This is a genomic window from Streptomyces sp. NPDC051576 (genome assembly GCF_040681835.1).
Lineage (GTDB): Bacteria > Actinomycetota > Actinomycetes > Streptomycetales > Streptomycetaceae > Streptomyces.
This window is the reverse complement of record NZ_JBFAZO010000018.1, coordinates 119,915-138,217: the sequence shown is the minus strand read 5'-3', so window position 1 is coordinate 138,217 and position 18,303 is coordinate 119,915. Positions and strand designations below refer to the sequence as shown.

Here is an 18,303-nt window from a genome sequence, read left to right as displayed (position 1 = left end):
GCTCAGCCCCCGAACCGCTCCCGCAACTCCCGCTTAAGGATCTTCCCGCTCGCGTTGCGCGGCAGCTCTTCCACGAACACGACCCGCTTCGGTGCCTTGAAGTGGGCGAGCTTCTCGCGGGCGTGGTCGATGAGTTGGCTCTCGGTGACCTCTCCGCGCGGGACGACGACCGCGGTGACGGCCTCGATCCAGCGGTCGTCGGGGAGGCCGATGACGGCGACCTCGACGACTCCCTCGTGGGTGTAGAGCGCGTCCTCGACCTGGCGCGAAGCGACCAGTACTCCACCGGAGTTGATGACGTCCTTCACCCGGTCGACGACTGTGTAGAAGCCGTGCGCGTCCCGCACCGCGAGGTCGCCGGAGTGGAACCAGCCGTCGCGGAAGGCGGCTGCCGTCTCCTCGGGCTTGTCCCAGTAGCCCTCGCACAACTGCGGTGAGCGGTAGACGACTTCACCCTGTGTACCGTCGGGTACGTCCTTGCCGTCCTCGTCGACCACGCGGGCGTCCACGAACAGCACGGGTCGGCCGCAGGAGTCCATCCGGCCCTTGTGCTCGTCGGGGCCCAGGACGGTGGCCAGGGGTCCGATCTCGCTCTGCCCGAAGCAGTTGTAGAAGGCCAGCCCGGGGAGCCGCTCGCGCAGCCGCTCCAGGACCGGCACCGGCATGATCGACGCGCCGTAGTACGCCTTGCGCAGGCCGCTCAGGTCGCGGGTCGCGAAGTCGGGCCGGTTCGCCAGGCCGATCCACACCGTGGGCGGGGCGAACAGGCTGTCCACGCGGCCCGCCTCGATCAGGTCGAAGAGCCGGTCCCCGTCGGGCGCGTCGAGGATGATGTTGGTGGCGCCGACCGCCAGGTACGGCAGCAGGAACACATGCGTCTGCGCCGAGTGGTACAGCGGCAGCGAGTGCACCGGCCGGTCCCCTGCGCTCAGGTCCAGGGCGGTGATCGCGCTCAAGTACTCATGTACCAGGGCCCGGTGGGTCATCATCGCGCCCTTGGGCAGCGCGGTGGTGCCCGAGGTGTAGAGCAACTGGACCAGGTCCTCGGTGCGCGGCTCGGGACCGTCGTACGGCGGCGCGGACTCCAGTCGCTCCAGCAGCGAGCCGTCCGCGTCCCGCAGCGGCAACGTCCGTACGCCGTCGGGGAGTCGGCCGGCGAGATCGGGGTCGGTGAGCACGAGCGCGCTGCCGGACTGGCCGACGATGTACGCGAGGTCGTCGCCGGTGAGGTTCTGGTTGACCGGTACGTGCACCAGGCCCGCGCGGGCGCAGGCGAGGAAGCCGATCAGGTAGGCGTCCGAGTTGTGGCCGTAGGAACCGACCCGGTCGCCAGGCGCGAGGTCCTGGCGGAGGAGCACGCTCGCCGCGCGGGAGACGGCGTCGTCGAGTTCGCCGTACGTCCAGGAGCGCTCGCCGTAGTTCACCGCCACGCGTGCGGGAGTGCGTCGGGCGCTGCGTCGCAGTACCCCGTCAACCGTGCTGCCGTGTCCGGGCGTCATGACACATGATCCTCGGGCCGACGCCCGGGCGGGTCAAGCCGGGTGGTCGAGGTGGGCCCGGCCCACATGTGCCGGGCCCATACACGCCGCCCTCTCGCACGCCGCCCTCACATAGGCCGGACACGGCCCTCCCAGTACGGATCCCGCAGCCGGCGCTTGTACAGCTTGCCGTTGGGGTCGCGGGGCATCTCGGTGATGAAGTCGACGCTCTTGGGCCGCTTGTAGCCGGCGAGTTGCTCGGAGCAGTGGTCGAGGAGGGCGGCGGCGAGGTCCGGGCCGGGCTCGTGGCCGGGGGACGGTTCGACGACTGCCTTGACCTCTTCGCCCCAGTCGTCGTGCGGGATGCCGAAGGCGGCGGCGTCGGCGACGGCGGGGTGGGCGAGGAGCGCGGACTCGATCTCGGCCGGGTAGATGTTGACCCCACCCGAGATGATCATGTCGATCTTGCGGTCGCGGAGGAAGAGATAGCCGTCCTCGTCGAGAAGGCCGAGGTCGCCGACGGTGAAGAAGTCGCCGATGCGGTTCTTCTCCGTCTTGGCCTCGTCCTTGTGGTAGGCGAAGCCGCCGGTGCTCATCTTCATGTAGACCGTGCCGAGTTCACCGGGCGGGAGCCGGTTTCCGTCGTCGTCGAAGATCGCGAGTTCGCTGATGGGCCAGGCCTTGCCGACCGTGCCGGGTTTCTTCAGCCAGTCCTCGGCGGTCGCGAAGGCACCACCGCCCTCGCTGGCCGCGTAGTACTCCTCCACACAGTGGCCCCACCAGTCGATCATCGCCCGCTTCACATGGTCGGGGCACGGGGCGGCGCCGTGGATGGCGTGCCGCATGGACGAGACGTCGTAGCGCGCCCGTACGTCCTCGGGGAGGGCGAGGAGGCGGTGGAACTGGGTCGGGACCATATGGGTGTGGGTGCACTTCTCACGGTCGATGAGGCGGAGCATCTCCTCCGGGGTCCACTTGTCCATGAGGACCAGGCGGTGCCCGATGTGCAGGCTCGCGCCCGCGAACTGGAGGACGGCCGTGTGGTAGAGCGGCGAGCAGACCAGGTGCACGTTGTCGTCGAACGGTTTGATGCCGAAGATGCCGAGGAAACCGCCGAGGTATGCCGACTCGGGCGGCTTGCCCGGCAGCGGGCGACGGATGCCGCGGGGGCGTCCGGTGGTGCCGGAGGTGTAGTTCATGACCCAGCCGAGCGTGCGGTCGGTGGGCGCCGACTCCGGTTGTCCGTCGAGGAGTTCGGCGTACGGCCGGAAGCCCTCGACCGTACCGACCGCGTACCGGTGGGTGGCGGGGAGGCCGGCCTCGTCGGCGGCCTGGCGGGCGGGCTCGGCGAACCGCTCGTGCGCGATGAGCACCTTGGCGCCGGAGTCGGCGACGATCCAGGCGATCTCGGGAGCGACGAAGTGGTGGTTGACGGGGACGAGGTAGAACCCGGCCTGAGTGGCGGCCAGATGGGCCGTGAAGAACTCGACGCCGTTGGGCAGGACGACCGCGAAGGCGTCGCCGCGCTCCAGCCCGGCCGCGCGCAACCCGTGGACGAGTCGGTTGGTGGCGGCGTGCAGACGTCCGGCCGTCCACACCTCGCCGTCGGGAGCGACGAGGACCTCACGGTCGGGGTCCAGCGCCGCCTGCGCCCAGAAACCGGCGGGAGGTGTGCTCACACCCTGTTTGGCGCCCCTCTGTGTGACGCCACCCTGTGTGGCCGCGCGCTGTGTGGCCCCGCCCTGTGTGTTCTCCCCCTGTGTGCTCACTGCCCGCTCCTTCCGGCGATGCGGTTGATGCGGTCGACGGCGTGCTCGAAGCCGCGGGTGAGGTCGTCGAAGACGGCCTGGACACTGCGTTCGCTGTTCATCCGGCCGACGATCTGGCCGACCGGCGTGCCGAGCAGCGGCTCGACCTCGTACTTCTGGATGCGTGAGACCGCCTCGGCGACCAGCAGGCCCTGCAACGGCATCGGAAGGGTGCCGGGTCCGCTCGCGTCGTCCCAGGCGTCGGTCCACTCGGTGCGCAGTTGACGGGCCGGTTTCCCGGTCAGGGCGCGGGACCGGACGGTGTCGCCGGAGCCCGCGGCGAGCAGCTTCTCGACCAGCTTGGGCGAGGTGAGCTCAGCTTCTGTGGTGGTCAGCCATATGGAGCCCAGCCACACACCCTGGGCGCCGAGGCTTAGCGCGGCGGCCACCTGCTGTCCGCTGCCGATGCCCCCTGCCGCCAGTACCGGCAGCGGGTCGACGGCCTCGACGACCTCGGGCGTGAGCACCATGGAGGCGATCTCGCCGGTGTGCCCGCCCGCCTCGTAGCCCTGTGCCACGACGATGTCGATGCCGCCCTCCGCGTGCTTGCGGGCGTGCCGGGCGCTGCCCGCGAGCGCGGCGACGAGCACGCCCTGGTCATGGGCGCGGGCGACGACGTCGGCGGGCGGGGAGCCGAGGGCGTTGGCGAGCAGCTTGATCGGATAGTCGAAGGCGACGTCGAGCTGGGTGCGGGCGACCTGTTCCATCCACCCGGTGATGCGCCAGCCGGACGCCTCGCCCTCGGCGAGTTCGGGCACGCCGTACTTCGCGAGGGTCTCGGTGACGAACTGCCGGTGCCCTTCCGGGATCATCGCCTCGACCTCGGCCTCGGTGACCCCTTCCACCTTCTTCGCCGGCATGACGACGTCCAGGCCGTACGGCATCCCTTCGACGTGCGCCTCCAGCCAGTCGAGGTCTCGCTTGAGATCGTCGGGGGCGGTGTAGCGGACCGCGCCGAGCACTCCGAAACCGCCGGCCCGGCTGATGGCCGCAGCGACGGCGGGGAACGGCGTGAAGCCGAAGATGGCGTGCTCGACTCCCAGTTTCTTGCTCAACTCCGTCTGCATGGGCGCAGAATGCCGCAGTCCTCCGGACGACGGAAGGCCTTTTCTGATGCTCCGTCAGATTTTCCTCAGCGCCGGGCCCGCCGAGCCGTGAGCACGGGCTGGAAGAAGCCGCTGCTCTCCGGCTCGCGCCAACCGACGTCCGTGAAGCCCGCGTCGAGCACGGCATCGGTCAACTGGCGCCGCGTCAGGGCCCAGTAGGCGCTCCGCCGGACCCGTACCGCCCAGCCGTCCCCGTCCGGCACGAGTTGGAAGTGCTCCAGGTCGTAGTGCTCGCCGTCCTCGTGCCAGTGCCACAACTGGAAGGTGATCGCCCGGCCTTCGGCGGTCGTCGACACCTGGGGCGGTGCCGACGCGGGGTGGGCGGCGCGGATTCCGTCGTAGTCCCGGACACTCAGGACGAGGAGTCCGTCCTCGCGCAGGACCCGGCGCATACCGACCAGAGCGGCGCGTACGTCGTCCGAAGTGAGCAGATGCGGCAGCGAGTTGTCGGCGCAGACCACGACGTCGAAGGCGGCGGTCCGGAACGGCAGCGCCCGCATGTCCGCCGCCGTCACCGGGAGGACTACGCCCCGAGCCGCGGCCTCGGCGGCGGCCCGGGCGACCGCGGCCGGGCTCAGGTCGCTTCCGGTCACCCGGTGTCCTGCCCTCGCCAGCCCGATGGCCTGGGTGCCGATGCCGCAGGAGCAGTCCAGCACTCGCTGCGGCCCCGCGCCCAGCCGGGCGCGCACGAGTCCGCCGAGCGCCTCGGCCTGGCGTGCCATGCTCGCGTCCCAGTCCGGGAACATCAGGTGGTAGTCGGCGGCGAGCCCGTCGTAGAAGTCCCGGACCGAGGACACGACCTCCGTTTACCGGTTCCCGAGTCGTACGTGCAGTTCCCGCTCCTGGTCACCGGAGGTGGTGGCGAGGTCGTGCACGGTGAACAGGGAGTCCAGGGTCGTACGGAACCGTTCGACGGCCCAGTACCCGCCCTGGACGTCCGCGTCGACGGAGGCCGCGAGCCGGGGCGGGCCACCGGCGCCTTCCTCATGGGCGTCGGCGACGTCGAAGGTGCCGAGCCAGACCGTGGGGCGGGTGTCGTGGTGGTCCCGGGGCACGTCGTCGGCGCACCGGTCGGATCCGAAGCACGCGCACAGCGTGTCGAACACGATCCGGGCGTCCTCCTTGCTGCACCCGCTGATCTCCACCGAGACGGATTCCGGGTGCCCTGGCACCAGATGCACGCTGTCCATGGCGATCGCTCCTCTCGTCCACTCCAAGAAAAGCACCACTTCCCCGGCAGGGCACCAGGGCGGTCAGCCCGCGTCGCCCTCCAGCACGGCCATCGCCGCGTTGTGCCCCGGTACCCCGCTCACTCCCCCGCCGCGCACCGCGCCCGCCCCGCACAGCAGGACATTCGCGTGCCGGGTCTCGACGCCCCAGCGGCCGGCGCCGTCCTGGACGTACGGCCAGGTCAGCTCGCGGTGGAAGATGTTGCCGCCGGGCAGCCGCAGGTCGCGCTCCAGGTCGAGCGGGGTCTTCGCCTCGATGCAGGGGCGTCCGTCCGCGTCGGTGGCCAGGCAGTCCGCGAGCGGCTCGGCGAGGTGGGCATCGAGCTGGGCGAGCGTGGCCTTCAGGAGTTCCTCGCGTACGGCGTCGTTGTCCCGTTCGAACAGGCGGGCCGGTGTGTGCAGGCCGAAGAGGGTGAGGGTCTGGTAGCCGTCCTCGACGAGGTCCCGGCCGAGGATGCTCGGGTCGGTGAGGGAGTGGCAGTAGATCTCGGAGGGCGGAGCGGCGGGCAGGGAACCCGCCGCGGCCTGGGCGTGTGCGGCGGCCAGTTGGTCGTAGCCCTCGGCGATGTGGAAGGTGCCGGCGAACGCCTCGCGCGGGTCGACCGAGGTGTCGCGGAGTCGGGGCAGCCGCTTGAGCAGCATGTTGACCTTGAGCTGGGCGCCCTCGGCGGGGGCGGGCGGTTCGTCGCCGGTGAGGGCGGCCAGTTGCTGGGGCGAGGCGCCGACGAGGACATGCCGGGCGGCCACGACGCCGTCGCCGTCGGCCGTGCGGTACGTGATCTCGGCGGCCCGCCCGTCCGTGTCGATGCGGACGGCCTCGTGCCCGGTGGCGAGTACGGCGCCGGCCTCGCGGGCGGTGGTGGCCAGGGCGTCGGTGAGGGCGCCCATGCCGCCGACGGGGACGTCCCAGGCGCCGGTGCCGCCGCCGATGACGTGGTAGAGGAAGCAGCGGTTCTGGGCGAGGGAGGGGTCGTGGGCGTCGGCGAAGGTGCCGATGAGGGCGTCGGTGAGGACGACGCCCCGGACCAGGTCGTCGGTGAAGTTCTCCTCGATCGTGACGCCGATCGGCTCCTCGAAGAGCATCCGCCAGGCGTCCTCGTCGTCCACGCGCCGACGCAGCTCCTCGCGGGTGGGCAGCGGCTCCGTGAGCGTGGGGAAGACCCGTTGCGCGAGGCGGCCGGTCATGCCGTAGAGCCGCTGCCAGGCCGCGTACTCACGGTCGCCGCCGGTCAGCCGGGCGAAGGCGTCGCGGGTGCGGCGCTCGCCGCCGCCGACGAGGAGGCCGGTGGGGCGGCCGTCGCGTTCGGCGGGGGTGTACGACGAGATGGTGCGCCCGCGGATGCGGAAGTCGAGGCCGAGGTCCCGCACGATCTTCTTGGGCAGCAGGCTGACCAGGTACGAGTACCGGGACAGCCGGGCGTCGACACCGGCGAACGGGCGGGTCGACACGGCCGCGCCGCCGGTGTTGTCGAGCCGTTCCAGGACGAGCACGGAGCGCCCGGCCCGGGCCAGATAGGCGGCGGCGACCAGGCCGTTGTGGCCGCCGCCGACGATGACGGCGTCGTACGCCCGGTGTCCCTCGTGCGTCCGTTGTCCCTCGTGTGCAGGCATGGTTCTTCGTAACACGAGGTGATCTAGGTCGGCCAGAGGTGGACCGCGTCAGTGGCCACCGGACGCCCCCTGCTGCCGTAGCACCGCCACCCGGCGGTACAGCTCGACCGCCTCGGCGCTGCGGCCGAGCTGTTCCAGGCAGTGGGCCTCGTCGTTGCGGCTGGCGAGGGTGTCGGGGTGGTCCGGGCCGAGGACGCGCTCGCGGGCGGCGGCCACTCGGCGGTACTCGGTGAGCGCGTCGGCCCAGCGGCCGAGCCAGCCGAGACCGACGGCGACCTCGCGGCAGCTGACCAGGGTGTCGGTGTGGTCGGCGCCCAGCACGCGCTCGCGGATGGCGCACACGTCACGGGACTCCGCGAGGGCCTCCTCCCAGCGGCCGAGGCGCCCGAGGTTGACGCCGAGGCCGTGGCGGGCGCGCAGGGTCTCGGGGTGGGCGGGGCCGTGGACGCGGGTGCGGTCGTCGATCAGGTCGCGGTACAGCTTGAGGGCGTCGGCGCTGCGGCCGAGGCGACCGAGGCTGATGCCGATCTCGTAGCGGGCGGCGAGGGTGTCGGCGTGGTCGGGACCGAGCGCCCGGGCGCGGGCCTCGGCGACCTCGCCGTAGGTCTGCAGCGCCTCGGGCCAACGGCCCAACTGGCCGAGGGCGTAGGCGACTTCGTAGCGGGTGACCAGGGTGTCGGGATGGCCGGGGCCCAATACGCGGGCGCGGGCGGCGGCGACCTCGCAGGCCATGCGGTACGAGTCCTCCGGTCGGCCGAGCCGGCTGAGGTTGAAGGCGAGGTTGTGGCGGCAGCGCAGGGTGTCCGGGTGGTCGGGGCCCATGGTGCGCTCGCGGGCGGCGAGTACGGACGTGTACACCTGGTGTGCGTCGAAGTGGCGGCCCAACTGGCCCAGGACGTACGCCATTTCCTGCCGGGCGGCGAGCGTGTCGGAGTGGTCGGCGCCCAACGCCCGCTCTCTGGCGCGGGCGACGTGCGTGTACTCGCGCAGGGCGTCGGCGGGCCGTCCGGTGCGGCTGAGGGTGAAGCCGAGTTCATAGCGGCTGGCGAGGGTGTCGGGGTGGTCCGGGCCGAGGAGGTGGGTGCGTTCGGCGGCGACCGCGCGGTGCACCTCGCCGGCCTCCGCCCAGCGGCCGAGCCGGCCCAGGCTCAGGCCCGCGTTGTGGCGTCCGGCAAGGGAGTTGAGGATCTCCGGGGAGGGTGCGGACGGTGAGGCCGGTGCCGGCTCCTCGGCGTGGCCGGTGGCCGGGCGGGCGATCCATTCGCCGGTGAGACCGGCTCCGGCGTCCGGCGGAGTGGTGCGCAGTCCGGCGCCGGTCGCCTTGTGCCCGGTGGTCATGCCGCGCGTCCAGGACGGCAGGCGGGCTTCGCGTGACACCGGTTCGGACGGGCGGAGTCGGGGCTGCGGGGTCACAACTGTCGGCACGTACACGGGTGTCGTACGGCCCATGGTGATCCGGCGGCCCAACTCCCGAGCGTCGCCCGGGCGTTGTTCCGGGAGCTTGGCCAGCAGGTCGAGGATGGCCTTCTCCAGGTACTCGGGCAGTTCGGCCCGACGGGCGCGCGGTGGGCGGGGCGGGGTGTCGCGGTGGCCGATGAGGATGGCCCAGGCGTCGCCGAGGTCGAACGGCGGTGCCCCGGTGGAGAGTTCGTACAGCACGCAGCCGAAGGAGTAGAGGTCGCTGCGCTGGTCGACCTCGTCGCCGCTGATCTGTTCCGGCGACATGTAGTGCGGGGTGCCCATCGCGATTCCGGTGCCGGTCAGCCGGGAGGTGAAGCCGATGTCGGCGCCGAGGCGGGCGATGCCGAAGTCGCAGATCTTCACCGTGCCGTCGGTCAGCCGCATGATGTTCGCGGGTTTCAAGTCCCGGTGCACGATGCCCTGTTGATGGGTGTAGGCGAGGGCGGAGGCGACCTGCTCGGCGATGTCGACGACATCGGGGACGGGCAGCGGCCGCTGCTGGTTGTCCTCCAGGAGCTGGCCGAGGTTGCGGCCGTCGAGCAGCTCCATCACGAGGTACAGGACGCCGTCGGACTCGCCGAAGTCGTGGACGACCGTCACCCCCCGGTGCTGGAGCCCGGCGGCGACCCGGGCCTCGCGCCGGAACCGCTCCCGCAGCACACGGGTGAACGACTGGTCGTGGTGCGGGCCCAGCGGCTTGAGACACTTCACGGCGACATGGCGCCCCAGCGACTCGTCCCGCGCCCGCCACACCTCGCCCATACCGCCGCGCCCGATCAGATCGAGCAGCCGGTAGCGGCCGTGGATGAGCCTGCTGTCCCCCATCGCCCGCGATCGCCCCCGTCGGTGTTCGTCCCGCCCTCCCCTGGCTCGTCCAGTATGGCGAGCGATCGTCCGACTTTGTACGGGGGTGGGCGAGAGCCGGGGCGCAGCCGTGACACGGCGCGGAGATTGTGTCCGGGCGGGAACCTCGGCGGACCGGGACGTGTCCGTGAAGTCACGTCGTTCGCCCGCGGGGCGGGCCTCGCGCCCGCTGCGGAAGCGGCTGGTGTCGCAGTCGGTGCGTACGCCCGCCGCTGCCGGGCGTCGCGAGGCGGGCGGGACTTGCGGAAACTGGACGGTCTAGCGCCGCACCCTGGGCATCCCCAGCCCGATCCACGAGATGATCTCCCGCTGGATCTCGTTGTTGCCGCCGCCGAAGGTGAAGATCACGGCGGAACGGTAGCCGCGTTCCAGTTCGCCGTGCAGGACGGCGCCCGCGGAGCCCTCCTTCAGGGCGCCGGCCGCGGCGACGATCTCCATGAGCCAGGCGTAGGCGTCGCGGCGGGCCTCGGAGCCGTAGACCTTGACGGCGGAGGCGTCCTGCGGGGTGAGGGTGCCTTCCTGGACGGCGTTCACCATCTGCCAGTTGAGGAGTTTCATCGCGTCGAGCCGCGCGTGGGTGCGGGCGAGGAGGCGACGGACCCAGGGGAGGTCGACGACGCGGCGGCCGTCGGCGAGCTTGGTCTCCATGGCCCAGTGCTGGACGTCGTGCAGGGCGCGGATCGCCATCGTGCCGTGGGCTGCGAGGGTGACGCGTTCGTGGTTGAGCTGGTTGGTGATCAGGCGCCAGCCCTGGTTCTCGTTCCCGACGCGGCGGGAGACGGGGACGCGGATGTTCTCGTAGTAGCTTGCGGTGGTGTCGTGCGAGGCGAGGGTGTTGATCACCGTGCAGGAGTAGCCGGGGTCCGCGGTCGGCACCAGGAGCATGGTGATGCCCTTGTGCGGCGGGGCCTCGGGGTCGGTGCGGACGGCGAGCCAGACCCAGTCGGCGGTGTCGCCGTTGGTGGTCCAGATCTTCTGCCCGTCGACGACGTACTCGTCGCCGTCCCGCACGGCCCGCGTCTTGAGGGCGGCGAGGTCGGTGCCGGCCTCGGGCTCGCTGTAGCCGATCGCGAAGTCGATCTCCCCGGAGAGGATCTTAGGGAGAAAGTACGCCTTCTGCTCGTCGGTGCCGAACTGCATGATCGTCGGGCCGACGGTGTTGAGCGCCATCAGCGGCAGCGGTACGCCGGCCTGCGCGGCCTCGTCGAAGAAGATGAACTGCTCCATCGGCGTCAGCCCGCGCCCGCCGTACTCCTGCGGCCAGCCGACCCCGAGCCAGCCGTCCGTGCCGAGCCGGCGGATCGTCTCGCGGTAGAAGCGTTTCTGTGCGGCGGGGTCGGCATAGCGGGAGTAGGCGTGGTCGGGCACCAACTCGGCGAAGTAGGCGCGCAGTTCGGTCCGCAGCCGCTGCTGCTCGGGCGTGTATTCGAGATGCACGGCGCCTCCTGGCTCCCCAAGGCCGGTCCTGACGGCGCACACCGTAGAACGTGTTCCAGAAATTGGGAATGGCGAGGCGGCGATACCGGCGAAGAGGGCGCCTGCGCCGGTCAGTTCAGGGTGGCCATGAACTCCGTGCAGGCCCGCGCGCAGTCCCGGCAGGCGTCCGCGTCCGCCTCCGCGCCCGGCTGCGCGTCGAAGACCTGCGCGCACTCCAGGCACACGAGCAGGCACCACTTGGCCTGGAGACGGAGGGCGGACTCGTCCTGGAGGTTCTGTTCGGCCAGCATCCGGCAGGTCGCGTCGCACACTTCCGCGCACAGCAGCGCCTTGCGTCGTACGACTGCCTCGTGGTCGGTCGCGTCCGGATCCGAGCGGCTGACGCGCAGCACACAGGCCCGCGCACACTCGGTGCAGGCCTGCGCGCAGGCGAATCGGTCCTCCAGAAACCGGACGAGCTCCTGTTGGGTCGTCATCGCTGTCACACGGTCCGGGTTGCCGCTGCCGGCGACCGCAAACCCGGCACGGCGGGCGTACGGGGTGCGCGGGCACCCGGCGATCAGTACGGTGCTTTCGAGGTGTTCGACCTTGGACACGAGCGAGAGCGCACGTCATCGAGGGGTTGAGGCAGCATGGCCGGCAAGAAAGCGGCAAAGCTGACGCGCACCAAGTACGAGACCGAACTGCTCCGTCTGCAGACGGAGTTGGTGAAGCTCCAGGAGTGGGTGCGGGCCGAGGGCACCCGGCTGGTGATCGTCTTCGAGGGCCGGGACGCGGCGGGCAAGGGCGGCACCATCAAGCGGGTCGCGGAACACCTCAACCCGCGCGTCGCCCGCATCGCGGCACTGCCGAAGCCGACCGACCGGCAGCGCACCCAGTGGTACTTCCAGCGGTACGTCGAGCATCTCCCGGCCGCCGGGGAGATCGTGCTGTTCGACCGCTCCTGGTACAACCGGGCCGGAGTCGAGCGGGTGATGGGCTTCTGCTCCAAGGAGGAGTACCAACTGTTCCTGCGCCAGTGCCCCATCTTCGAGCGGATGCTCGTGGAGGACGGGATCGTGCTGCGCAAGTACTGGTTCTCGGTGAGCGACGCGGTGCAGCAGGACCGGTTCCGGCGTCGGCTGGAGGATCCGCTGCGGCGCTGGAAGCTCTCGCCGATGGACCTGGAGTCCATCACCCACTGGGAGGACTACTCGCGGGCCAAGGACGAGATGCTGGTGCACACCGATGTCTCGGAGGCCCCGTGGTACGTCGTCGAGAGCGACGACAAGCGCCGGGCCCGGCTGAACATGATCGCCCACCTGCTCGGCTCGCTCCCCTACCGCGAGGTGGCGCCGCCGGTCCTCGAACTCCCGCCCCGCCCGCCGTCCACCGGTTACGAACGTCCGCCGCGCGGCCTGCAGACCTACGTCCCGGACCACGCGGCGAGCCTCTGAGCCCTGGCCCTCACCAGCCCCCTCAGCGGAAACCGCTCCACCCGCACGCCTGGAGTAGCCTCCGAAGCATGCGGATCTCTGTTTCCTCGGACATGGACGAACCCGTGGCGCGCTCGCTCGTCGCGGAGTTGCGCGAGCGCGGTCACGAGGTGGCGGCGCACGGGGCGCTGCGGCCCGGGGACGACCCTCAGTGGGCGGTCTGTTCGGAGGTGGCGGCTCGTGAGGTCGCCGAGGGGATGTCGGACCAGGCGGTCGTGTGCTGCTGGACCGGCACGGGCGCGTCGATCGCCGCGAACAAGGTGCCGGGGGTACGGGCGGCCCTGTGCACGGACGCCTACACGGCGGACGGCGCGCGCCGCTGGAACGACGCCAACGTGCTGGCCCTCAGCCTGCGGCTGACCTCCGAGCCGCTGCTGAAGGAGATCCTCGACGCCTGGTTCGCCGCGGCGGCCAGCGAGGACGCCGAGGACCGCGGGAACGTGGCCCGCATCGGACGTCTGGATCTGAGCAGGGCTTCCTCGTAGGCGATATGACGGGTTGTCAGGAACGGTCGCGCCGTACCTCCGTGGTGCCGGCCCCGATCGGTCCGAAGCGCAGCACGGTGCCGGTGACATCGGTGAAGGACGTGACCTGCGCCTGCGTGCGGTCGCCCGGGGGTGTCGCCTTCACGCGGTAGTCGGACGGGTTCGCGTCGCCGATCTCCACGTCGAGTGCGGCCCGGGTGTTCGGGGGCAGGGTCGCGGGTGTGGTGTGGCCGGTGGCAGTGCGGCGTACCGAGACGGATACCGGACCGCGCCCGGGGCGCTGACGCGGACGCCGAGCAGTTGGCGGGGGATGACGTTCGCCGGGACGGAGGCCCAGGCGCGGGAGAAGGTCACGTCGGGTTTCAGGGAGGGTGACGAGGACGACGTCGCGCAGGGCTGTGGCGAGGGTGGCCGCGCGGTTGTGCAGCGACGCGGCTTCCTGCTGTTCGCCGAGTGCGGTGGCGCATTTGGCCAGGGCGTCGAAGGCCGCGTACTGGAAGGCGTCGACGACGGTGTTGACGTCGGTGAAGACGTATCCGTCCCGGTTGGCGGCGGGCCAGTCGCCGAGGTCGCTGCTGCCGCTGCCGGGCGACTTGTGGACCAGCCGGTCCGGTCCCAGGCAGCCTCCCGGGCGGACAGGGCGCGCATCACCCGGTATTCGGTGGGCCAGGTGCCCTTGCGGACCAGGTAGTCCTGCGACCAGCGGGCGAGGGCGAGGGCTGTGCGGCGACCGCCTGCCGGAGTGCGTCGCGGCAGGCCCGGATGGCGGGGTGGTGGCCGCGTCCGCCGCGTACGACGGTGAACAGTGCGCGGGCGCGATGACCGTCGGGGAGTTCGCGCAGCGCGACGGCGGGCGGCCGGCCGCTCCACGCGAGGTCCGGCAACAGTGCGGCGGCATGGCCCAGTTCGGCCAGTCGCAGATGCAGGACCAGGTCGGCGGACTCGAACCGTACGTCGGGTTCGAAGCCCGCGGTACGACACAGGGCCGTGGCCCAGTGCCGGGCCGGGGTGCCCACGGGTTCCATGACCCAGGGGTGGTCGGCCATTGCCCGGAGTTCCTCGGTCGGTCCGGCGCCGGTGGATCTCGGGGTGGCCAGGCGCAGGGGGTCGTCACAGAGGGGTTCGTGTTCGAGTTCGGCGGGGCGGGGGTGCGGGTTGCCCGGGTACTCCTCGGTGAGGACGAGGTCGTAGTCGCGGGCCAGGAGCGCGGGCAGGGCCTCGCCGGGTTCAGCCTGCGTGACGTGGACCCGCAGGTGGGGGTGGGCGTCGCGGAGCAGCGTCAGCGCGTTCGGCACGAGGGCGAGGGCCGCGGTCTGGAAGGACGCGATGCGCAGGGTGCCGGTGAGATCGGTGAGCGAGGTGGCGATGTCCGCCTCGGCCTCCTCCAATCGCCTGAGTACGGCCTCGGTGTGGGCGACGAGGATCTCCGCCTGCGGGGTGAGCCGCACCCGGCGCCCCACGGGCACCAGAAGGCGGACGCCGACTTCGGATTCGAGCTGCGAGAGCTGCTGGGAGACGGAGGAGGGGCTGTACGAGAGGGCGGCGGCGACGGCGGCCAGCGTTCCGCGGTGCTTCAGCTCACGCAGGAGGCGCAGCCGGTGCAGGTCGAACACGACGTGGCTCCATTGGTCGGTATTTCTGATGGGTACCCGTCGAAAACATTCGCTGGACCAATCATATGTTTGGTCGCACGCTGATCATGTGTCCATGACCTCTCTCCTCTCCGGCAGCTCCGTCCCGCGCCGCCTGCCGTGGTACGTCCGGTCCGCCGCCAGAACCTGGACCTGCGCCCCGCCCCCGGCCGAGGTACGGGACTTCCACGCCGGCCTGCCCGGCTACGCACCCACCGCACTCACCGAACTCCCCTCGCTCGCCTCCGAACTCGGAGTCGGGCGCGTGTTCGTCAAGGACGAGTCCTCGCGGCTGGGACTGCCCGCGTTCAAGGCGCTGGGAGCGTCCTGGGCGATCCACCGGATTCTGGAGCGGCGGACGGCGGACGACGACCCGAAGCTGCTGATCACCGCCACGGAACGGCAACCATGGCCGGGCCGTGGCCCGTATGGCGCGGCTGTTCGGACAGCGGGCCCAGGTCTTCGTGCCGCGAGGCGTCCATCCGGCGGCCGTGACCGCCATCGAGCACGAGGGCGCGGACGTCGTACTGGTTCCCGGCTCCTACGACGAGGCCGTGCGCCGCGCGGCCGGGGCGGCGCGGCGCGGGTCGGACTCCGTGCTCGTCCAGGACACCGCGTGGACGGGGTACGAGCGGATTCCCGGCTGGATCGTGGAGGGCTACTCGACGTTGTTCGCCGAGATCGACGAGCAGTTGGGGGCCCTGGATGCCGAGGCTCCCGGTCTGGTGGTCGTCCCGGCGGGCGTGGGCTCGCTCGCGCAGGCGGCCGTCGCCCACTACCGCGGTCGTCGGAACGGGTCCGCTCCGGCCGCCCTGATGTCGGTCGAGCCCGACACCGCGGCCTGTGTCCTGGCAAGCCTCGGCCGCCGGGAACCGGTCAACGTGCCGACGGGCACCACCACCATGGCCGGTCTCAACTGCGGCACGGTCTCCAGCCTGGCCTGGCCCTTCCTGCGCGAGGGGCTGGACGCCGCCGTCGCGGTCACGGACGCCGACAGCGCGAGCGCCGCACGCGACCTCGCCGCCGCCGGTGTCTCCTCGGGCCCCTGCGGTGCGGCCTCCCTGGCGGGCGCCCGCGCCGCGCTGACCGGAGACGGCGCCGACGTACGCCGTGCAGCCCTGGGCGTCGGTCCCGCCTCGGCCCTGGTCCTGCTCAGCACCGAGGGCACCGCGGCCAACCCCCACGCGGAGGAGCGACTACGAGGTTGATCAACTCGGGGGCCGTGGGCCTCTGTTCCTCCTGACTTCCCGCCACCCCGTCGCGCTACCCCCGTAGACTGCCGGTGCGGTGACCCGCCGACCGTCCTGTCGCCGCGCTCGTGGACCTGTCCTGGCCCGGCCCGACAAGGATCGAGGTGGCGGCACGATGAGTACGGCCACCCGGGGTGAACCGTTCGCGCATCCCGCGCTGTTCTACCGGGGCGAGGAGCAGTACACGGCCGGTACGGTGCCGTTCCTGCGGGCCGGGCTGGCCGCCGGGGAGGCCGTCGCGGTCGCCGTTCCCGGCCCCCGGCTGGAACTGATCAGGACCGGGCTCGGATCGGGCGCCGCCGAGGTGCGGTTCCTCGACATGACCGAGGTCGGCCGCAACCCGGGGCGGATCATCCCCGGTGTGCTGCGGGCCTTCGCCGACGCCCATGCCGGCCGCCGGGTACGGATCATCGGGGAACCGATCTGGCCCGGCCGCACCGCCGTCGAGTACCCGGCGTGCGTCCAGCACGAGGCGCTGATCAACACCGCGTTCGGGGGCCGCGAGGTGACGATTCTCTGCCCGTACGACGCGGACGGCCTGGCACCCGACGTGCTCGCCGACGCCCGCGCCACCCATCCGGTCGTCATCGTCGGAGACCGCCACCTGCCCAGCGGGACCTACGATCCGCAGCGGGTGCTCGCCCGCTACAACGAGCCTCTCCGCTGTCCACCGGGCGCCGCGCACTTCGCCTTCGACGCGGAGACGCTCCCCAAGACCCGCTACTTCGCGGTCCAGGAGGCCGAGCGGCTGGGCCTGGCGGGCGTACGACTGCAGGATCTGACGCTGGCCGTCGCGGAGTTGACCACCAACAGCGTGCTGCACGGCGGCGGTTCGGGGACGCTGCGGATCTGGGCCGAGGGCGAGCAGATCCTCTGCGAGGTCCAGGACCACGGCCGGTTCACGGATCCTCTGGCCGGCCGTCGCCCGGCCGCCCGCGAGCAGCCCGGCGGACGCGGTCTCCTATTGGTGCACTACGTCGCCGATCTCGTGCGCGTCCATACGGCTCCGGACGGCACGACCATCCGCTTCCACCTGGCCCGTTGACGTGTCGACGGCTACTGCGGTTTGCCCAGGGACCAGCCCGACACATCCGTGAGCCGGCCGCGCCACAGGGGCATGACCGCCGACCCGCCCGCTGCCGCGACGCCGGTGGCGTCCCGCAGATGGATCCACTGCGGCAGCCGTTGCGGGGCGGGGCGCCCCTGCTTCTCCACGATCACCTCGTCCACCTGTTCCGGGAACCGCTCCAGCAGCTTCGCCCCGGGGCCGTCGACACCGTGCAGGCTGTGTGCCCAGTGGGCCGTCCATGCCTCGTGCGAGATCAGGTCGCCGTGGAGGAAAGTACCGCCGACGGTGAGCGTGATGGGCAGGGCGGCCTGTGCATCCTGGCCGATCAGCCGTACCAGTAGCTGCAGTTGGAGGTCCGGTACCGGCTCCGTGACGACCGGTGCGGACGGTTGGTGCAGTGGATCGTGGTCGGCGCTCATCCCTGGTGGTCCTTTCGGTGCGGTCCTCCGGTGCGGGTGGGGATCACGTGGGCAGGAGGCCGGTGCGCAGCTTCGCGAGGGTGCGGTTGAGCAGGCGGGAGATGTGCATCTGCGAGAGGTTCAGCGCGCGGCCGATCTCCGCCTGGGTCAGCTCCTGGCCGAAGCGCATCTCGATGATGGTCCGCTCCCGCTCGTCGAGCTGTTGCAGCAGGGGGCCGAGCGTGTGGAGGTCCTCGAACAGTTCCAGGGCCGGGTCGGGATCGCCCATGGTGTCCGCGTACTTCGGCGCGCTGTCGGCCTCGTCGTCGCCGGCCGGGGTGTCGATGGAACCGGCGACATAGCCGTTGGCGGCGACCAGGCCCTCGATGACCTCGTCCTCGGTGAGGTTCAGATGGGCGGCGAGTTCCTTGACGGTCGGGGTGCGGCCCAGCTCGGTGGCGAGGGTCTCCTTGCTCCTGGCGAGGTCGACGCGGAGTTCCTGGAGGCGCCGGGGAACGTGGACGGCCCAGGTGGTGTCGCGGAAGAAGCGCTTGATCTCGCCGAGGATGTAGGGGATCGCGAACGAGGTGAACTCGACCTCGCGCGACAGGTCGAACCGGTCGATGGCCTTGATCAGGCCGATCGTGCCGACCTGGATGACGTCCTCCATGTCACCGCTGCCCCGGTTGCGGAAGCGGCGCGCGGCGAAGGTCACCAGGGACAGGTTCATCTCGATCAGGGTGTTCCGCGCGTACTGGTACTCCCGCGTGCCCTCCTCCAGGACCCGCAGCCGGTCCAGGAACAGCCGGGACAGCGTCCGCGCGTCCTGGGGAGCCACCTTGGACCCGTCCTCGATCCAGGGGAGGTCGTCCACGGTGTCCGGTGCCGCCGTGCGGGCGGGAGCGGTTGCTTCGAGGGCGTTCACGGAGGGTGCCACGATGCCGCCTTAGCTGGAGTGGTGAACAGGGTCCAACGTCGCGTGCCCCTTCTGGTCGAATGCA

Annotated in this window: 17 protein-coding genes and 2 pseudogenes; 4 read left to right on the top strand and 15 right to left on the bottom strand. The window is 71.4% G+C overall.

The window, feature by feature from the left end; genetic code table 11:
- Positions 1-2 precede the first annotated feature (2 nt).
- The 10 genes and pseudogenes from AB0M63_RS42515 to AB0M63_RS42470 form a co-directional block, all read right to left on the bottom strand.
- Complete coding sequence (locus AB0M63_RS42515) at positions 3-1,499, bottom strand: acyl-CoA synthetase (RefSeq protein ID WP_366023173.1); 1,497 nt, start codon at positions 1,497-1,499, stop codon at positions 3-5.
- Positions 1,500-1,606: 107 nt separating this feature from the next.
- On the bottom strand, positions 1,607-3,157 hold the full coding sequence (locus AB0M63_RS42510; RefSeq protein ID WP_366023172.1) for an acyl-CoA synthetase: 1,551 nt from the start codon (positions 3,155-3,157) through the stop codon (positions 1,607-1,609).
- An 86-nt stretch (positions 3,158-3,243) separates the two neighbouring features.
- The gene (locus AB0M63_RS42505) at positions 3,244-4,353 is read right to left on the bottom strand and encodes a nitronate monooxygenase family protein (protein WP_355902694.1); all 1,110 of its coding nucleotides are present in this window, start codon (positions 4,351-4,353) and stop codon (positions 3,244-3,246) included.
- Positions 4,354-4,418: 65 nt separating this feature from the next.
- Positions 4,419-5,138, bottom strand: a complete 720-nt coding sequence (locus tag AB0M63_RS42500; RefSeq protein ID WP_366023191.1) for a class I SAM-dependent methyltransferase — start codon at positions 5,136-5,138, stop codon at positions 4,419-4,421.
- Positions 5,139-5,198: 60 nt separating this feature from the next.
- Complete coding sequence (locus AB0M63_RS42495; RefSeq protein WP_366023171.1) at positions 5,199-5,582, bottom strand: hypothetical protein; 384 nt, start codon at positions 5,580-5,582, stop codon at positions 5,199-5,201.
- A 63-nt stretch (positions 5,583-5,645) separates the two neighbouring features.
- Complete coding sequence (locus AB0M63_RS42490) at positions 5,646-7,232, bottom strand: NAD(P)/FAD-dependent oxidoreductase (RefSeq protein WP_366023170.1); 1,587 nt, start codon at positions 7,230-7,232, stop codon at positions 5,646-5,648.
- A 48-nt stretch (positions 7,233-7,280) separates the two neighbouring features.
- Positions 7,281-9,518, bottom strand: coding sequence for a serine/threonine-protein kinase (locus AB0M63_RS42485; RefSeq protein ID WP_366023169.1), 2,238 nt, complete (start codon positions 9,516-9,518; stop codon positions 7,281-7,283).
- Positions 9,470-9,658, bottom strand: a pseudogene (locus AB0M63_RS42480) (hypothetical protein); the annotation flags it as partial. The gene AB0M63_RS42485 and the pseudogene AB0M63_RS42480, both read right to left, overlap by 49 nt.
- A 157-nt stretch (positions 9,659-9,815) precedes the next feature.
- Positions 9,816-10,994 (bottom strand): acyl-CoA dehydrogenase family protein, encoded by a 1,179-nt coding sequence (locus tag AB0M63_RS42475; RefSeq protein WP_355902702.1) that lies wholly within the window; start codon positions 10,992-10,994, stop codon positions 9,816-9,818.
- A gap of 110 nt (positions 10,995-11,104) precedes the next feature.
- Positions 11,105-11,470, bottom strand: a complete 366-nt coding sequence (locus AB0M63_RS42470) for a ferredoxin (protein ID WP_355902956.1) — start codon at positions 11,468-11,470, stop codon at positions 11,105-11,107.
- A 156-nt stretch (positions 11,471-11,626) separates the two neighbouring features.
- On the opposite strand from AB0M63_RS42470, the gene ppk2 reads away from it, so the two are divergent.
- Both ppk2 and AB0M63_RS42460 read left to right on the top strand, forming a co-directional pair.
- Complete coding sequence (gene ppk2 / locus AB0M63_RS42465) at positions 11,627-12,430, top strand: polyphosphate kinase 2 (protein ID WP_355902703.1); 804 nt, start codon at positions 11,627-11,629, stop codon at positions 12,428-12,430.
- A 68-nt stretch (positions 12,431-12,498) separates the two neighbouring features.
- Positions 12,499-12,954 (top strand): RpiB/LacA/LacB family sugar-phosphate isomerase, encoded by a 456-nt coding sequence (locus AB0M63_RS42460; protein ID WP_366023168.1) that lies wholly within the window; start codon positions 12,499-12,501, stop codon positions 12,952-12,954.
- A gap of 16 nt (positions 12,955-12,970) precedes the next feature.
- Here AB0M63_RS42460 and AB0M63_RS42455 read toward each other — a convergent pair whose 3' ends face one another.
- The 3 genes and pseudogenes from AB0M63_RS42455 to AB0M63_RS42445 all read right to left on the bottom strand — a co-directional run bounded on the left by AB0M63_RS42455 (position 12,971) and on the right by AB0M63_RS42445 (position 14,567).
- Entirely contained in the window at positions 12,971-13,135 is a 165-nt protein-coding gene (locus tag AB0M63_RS42455; RefSeq protein ID WP_366023192.1) for a hypothetical protein, read from the bottom strand.
- 267 nt (positions 13,136-13,402) lie between these two features.
- Positions 13,403-13,558, bottom strand: a pseudogene (locus AB0M63_RS42450) (hypothetical protein); the annotation flags it as partial.
- 43 nt (positions 13,559-13,601) lie between these two features.
- The gene (locus AB0M63_RS42445; protein WP_355902706.1) at positions 13,602-14,567 is read right to left on the bottom strand and encodes a LysR substrate-binding domain-containing protein; all 966 of its coding nucleotides are present in this window, start codon (positions 14,565-14,567) and stop codon (positions 13,602-13,604) included.
- 446 nt (positions 14,568-15,013) lie between these two features.
- On the opposite strand from AB0M63_RS42445, the gene AB0M63_RS42440 reads away from it, so the two are divergent.
- Together AB0M63_RS42440 and AB0M63_RS42435 are read left to right on the top strand one after the other, a co-directional pair.
- Positions 15,014-15,793, top strand: coding sequence for a pyridoxal-phosphate dependent enzyme (locus tag AB0M63_RS42440; protein WP_366023190.1), 780 nt, complete (start codon positions 15,014-15,016; stop codon positions 15,791-15,793).
- Between the two features lie 157 nt (positions 15,794-15,950).
- Positions 15,951-16,880: an anti-sigma factor RsbA family regulatory protein gene (locus tag AB0M63_RS42435; RefSeq protein WP_366023167.1), complete on the top strand. Its 930-nt coding sequence runs from the start codon at positions 15,951-15,953 to the stop codon at positions 16,878-16,880.
- Positions 16,881-16,891: 11 nt separating this feature from the next.
- Here the strand turns inward: AB0M63_RS42435 and AB0M63_RS42430 are convergent, their stop codons facing one another.
- Both AB0M63_RS42430 and AB0M63_RS42425 read right to left on the bottom strand, forming a co-directional pair.
- The gene (locus tag AB0M63_RS42430) at positions 16,892-17,323 is read right to left on the bottom strand and encodes a hypothetical protein (protein ID WP_366023166.1); all 432 of its coding nucleotides are present in this window, start codon (positions 17,321-17,323) and stop codon (positions 16,892-16,894) included.
- A gap of 43 nt (positions 17,324-17,366) precedes the next feature.
- A complete protein-coding gene (locus tag AB0M63_RS42425; RefSeq protein WP_355902958.1) occupies positions 17,367-18,227 on the bottom strand; it encodes an RNA polymerase sigma factor SigF in 861 nt (286 codons plus the stop codon).
- Positions 18,228-18,303: the final 76 nt, after the last annotated feature.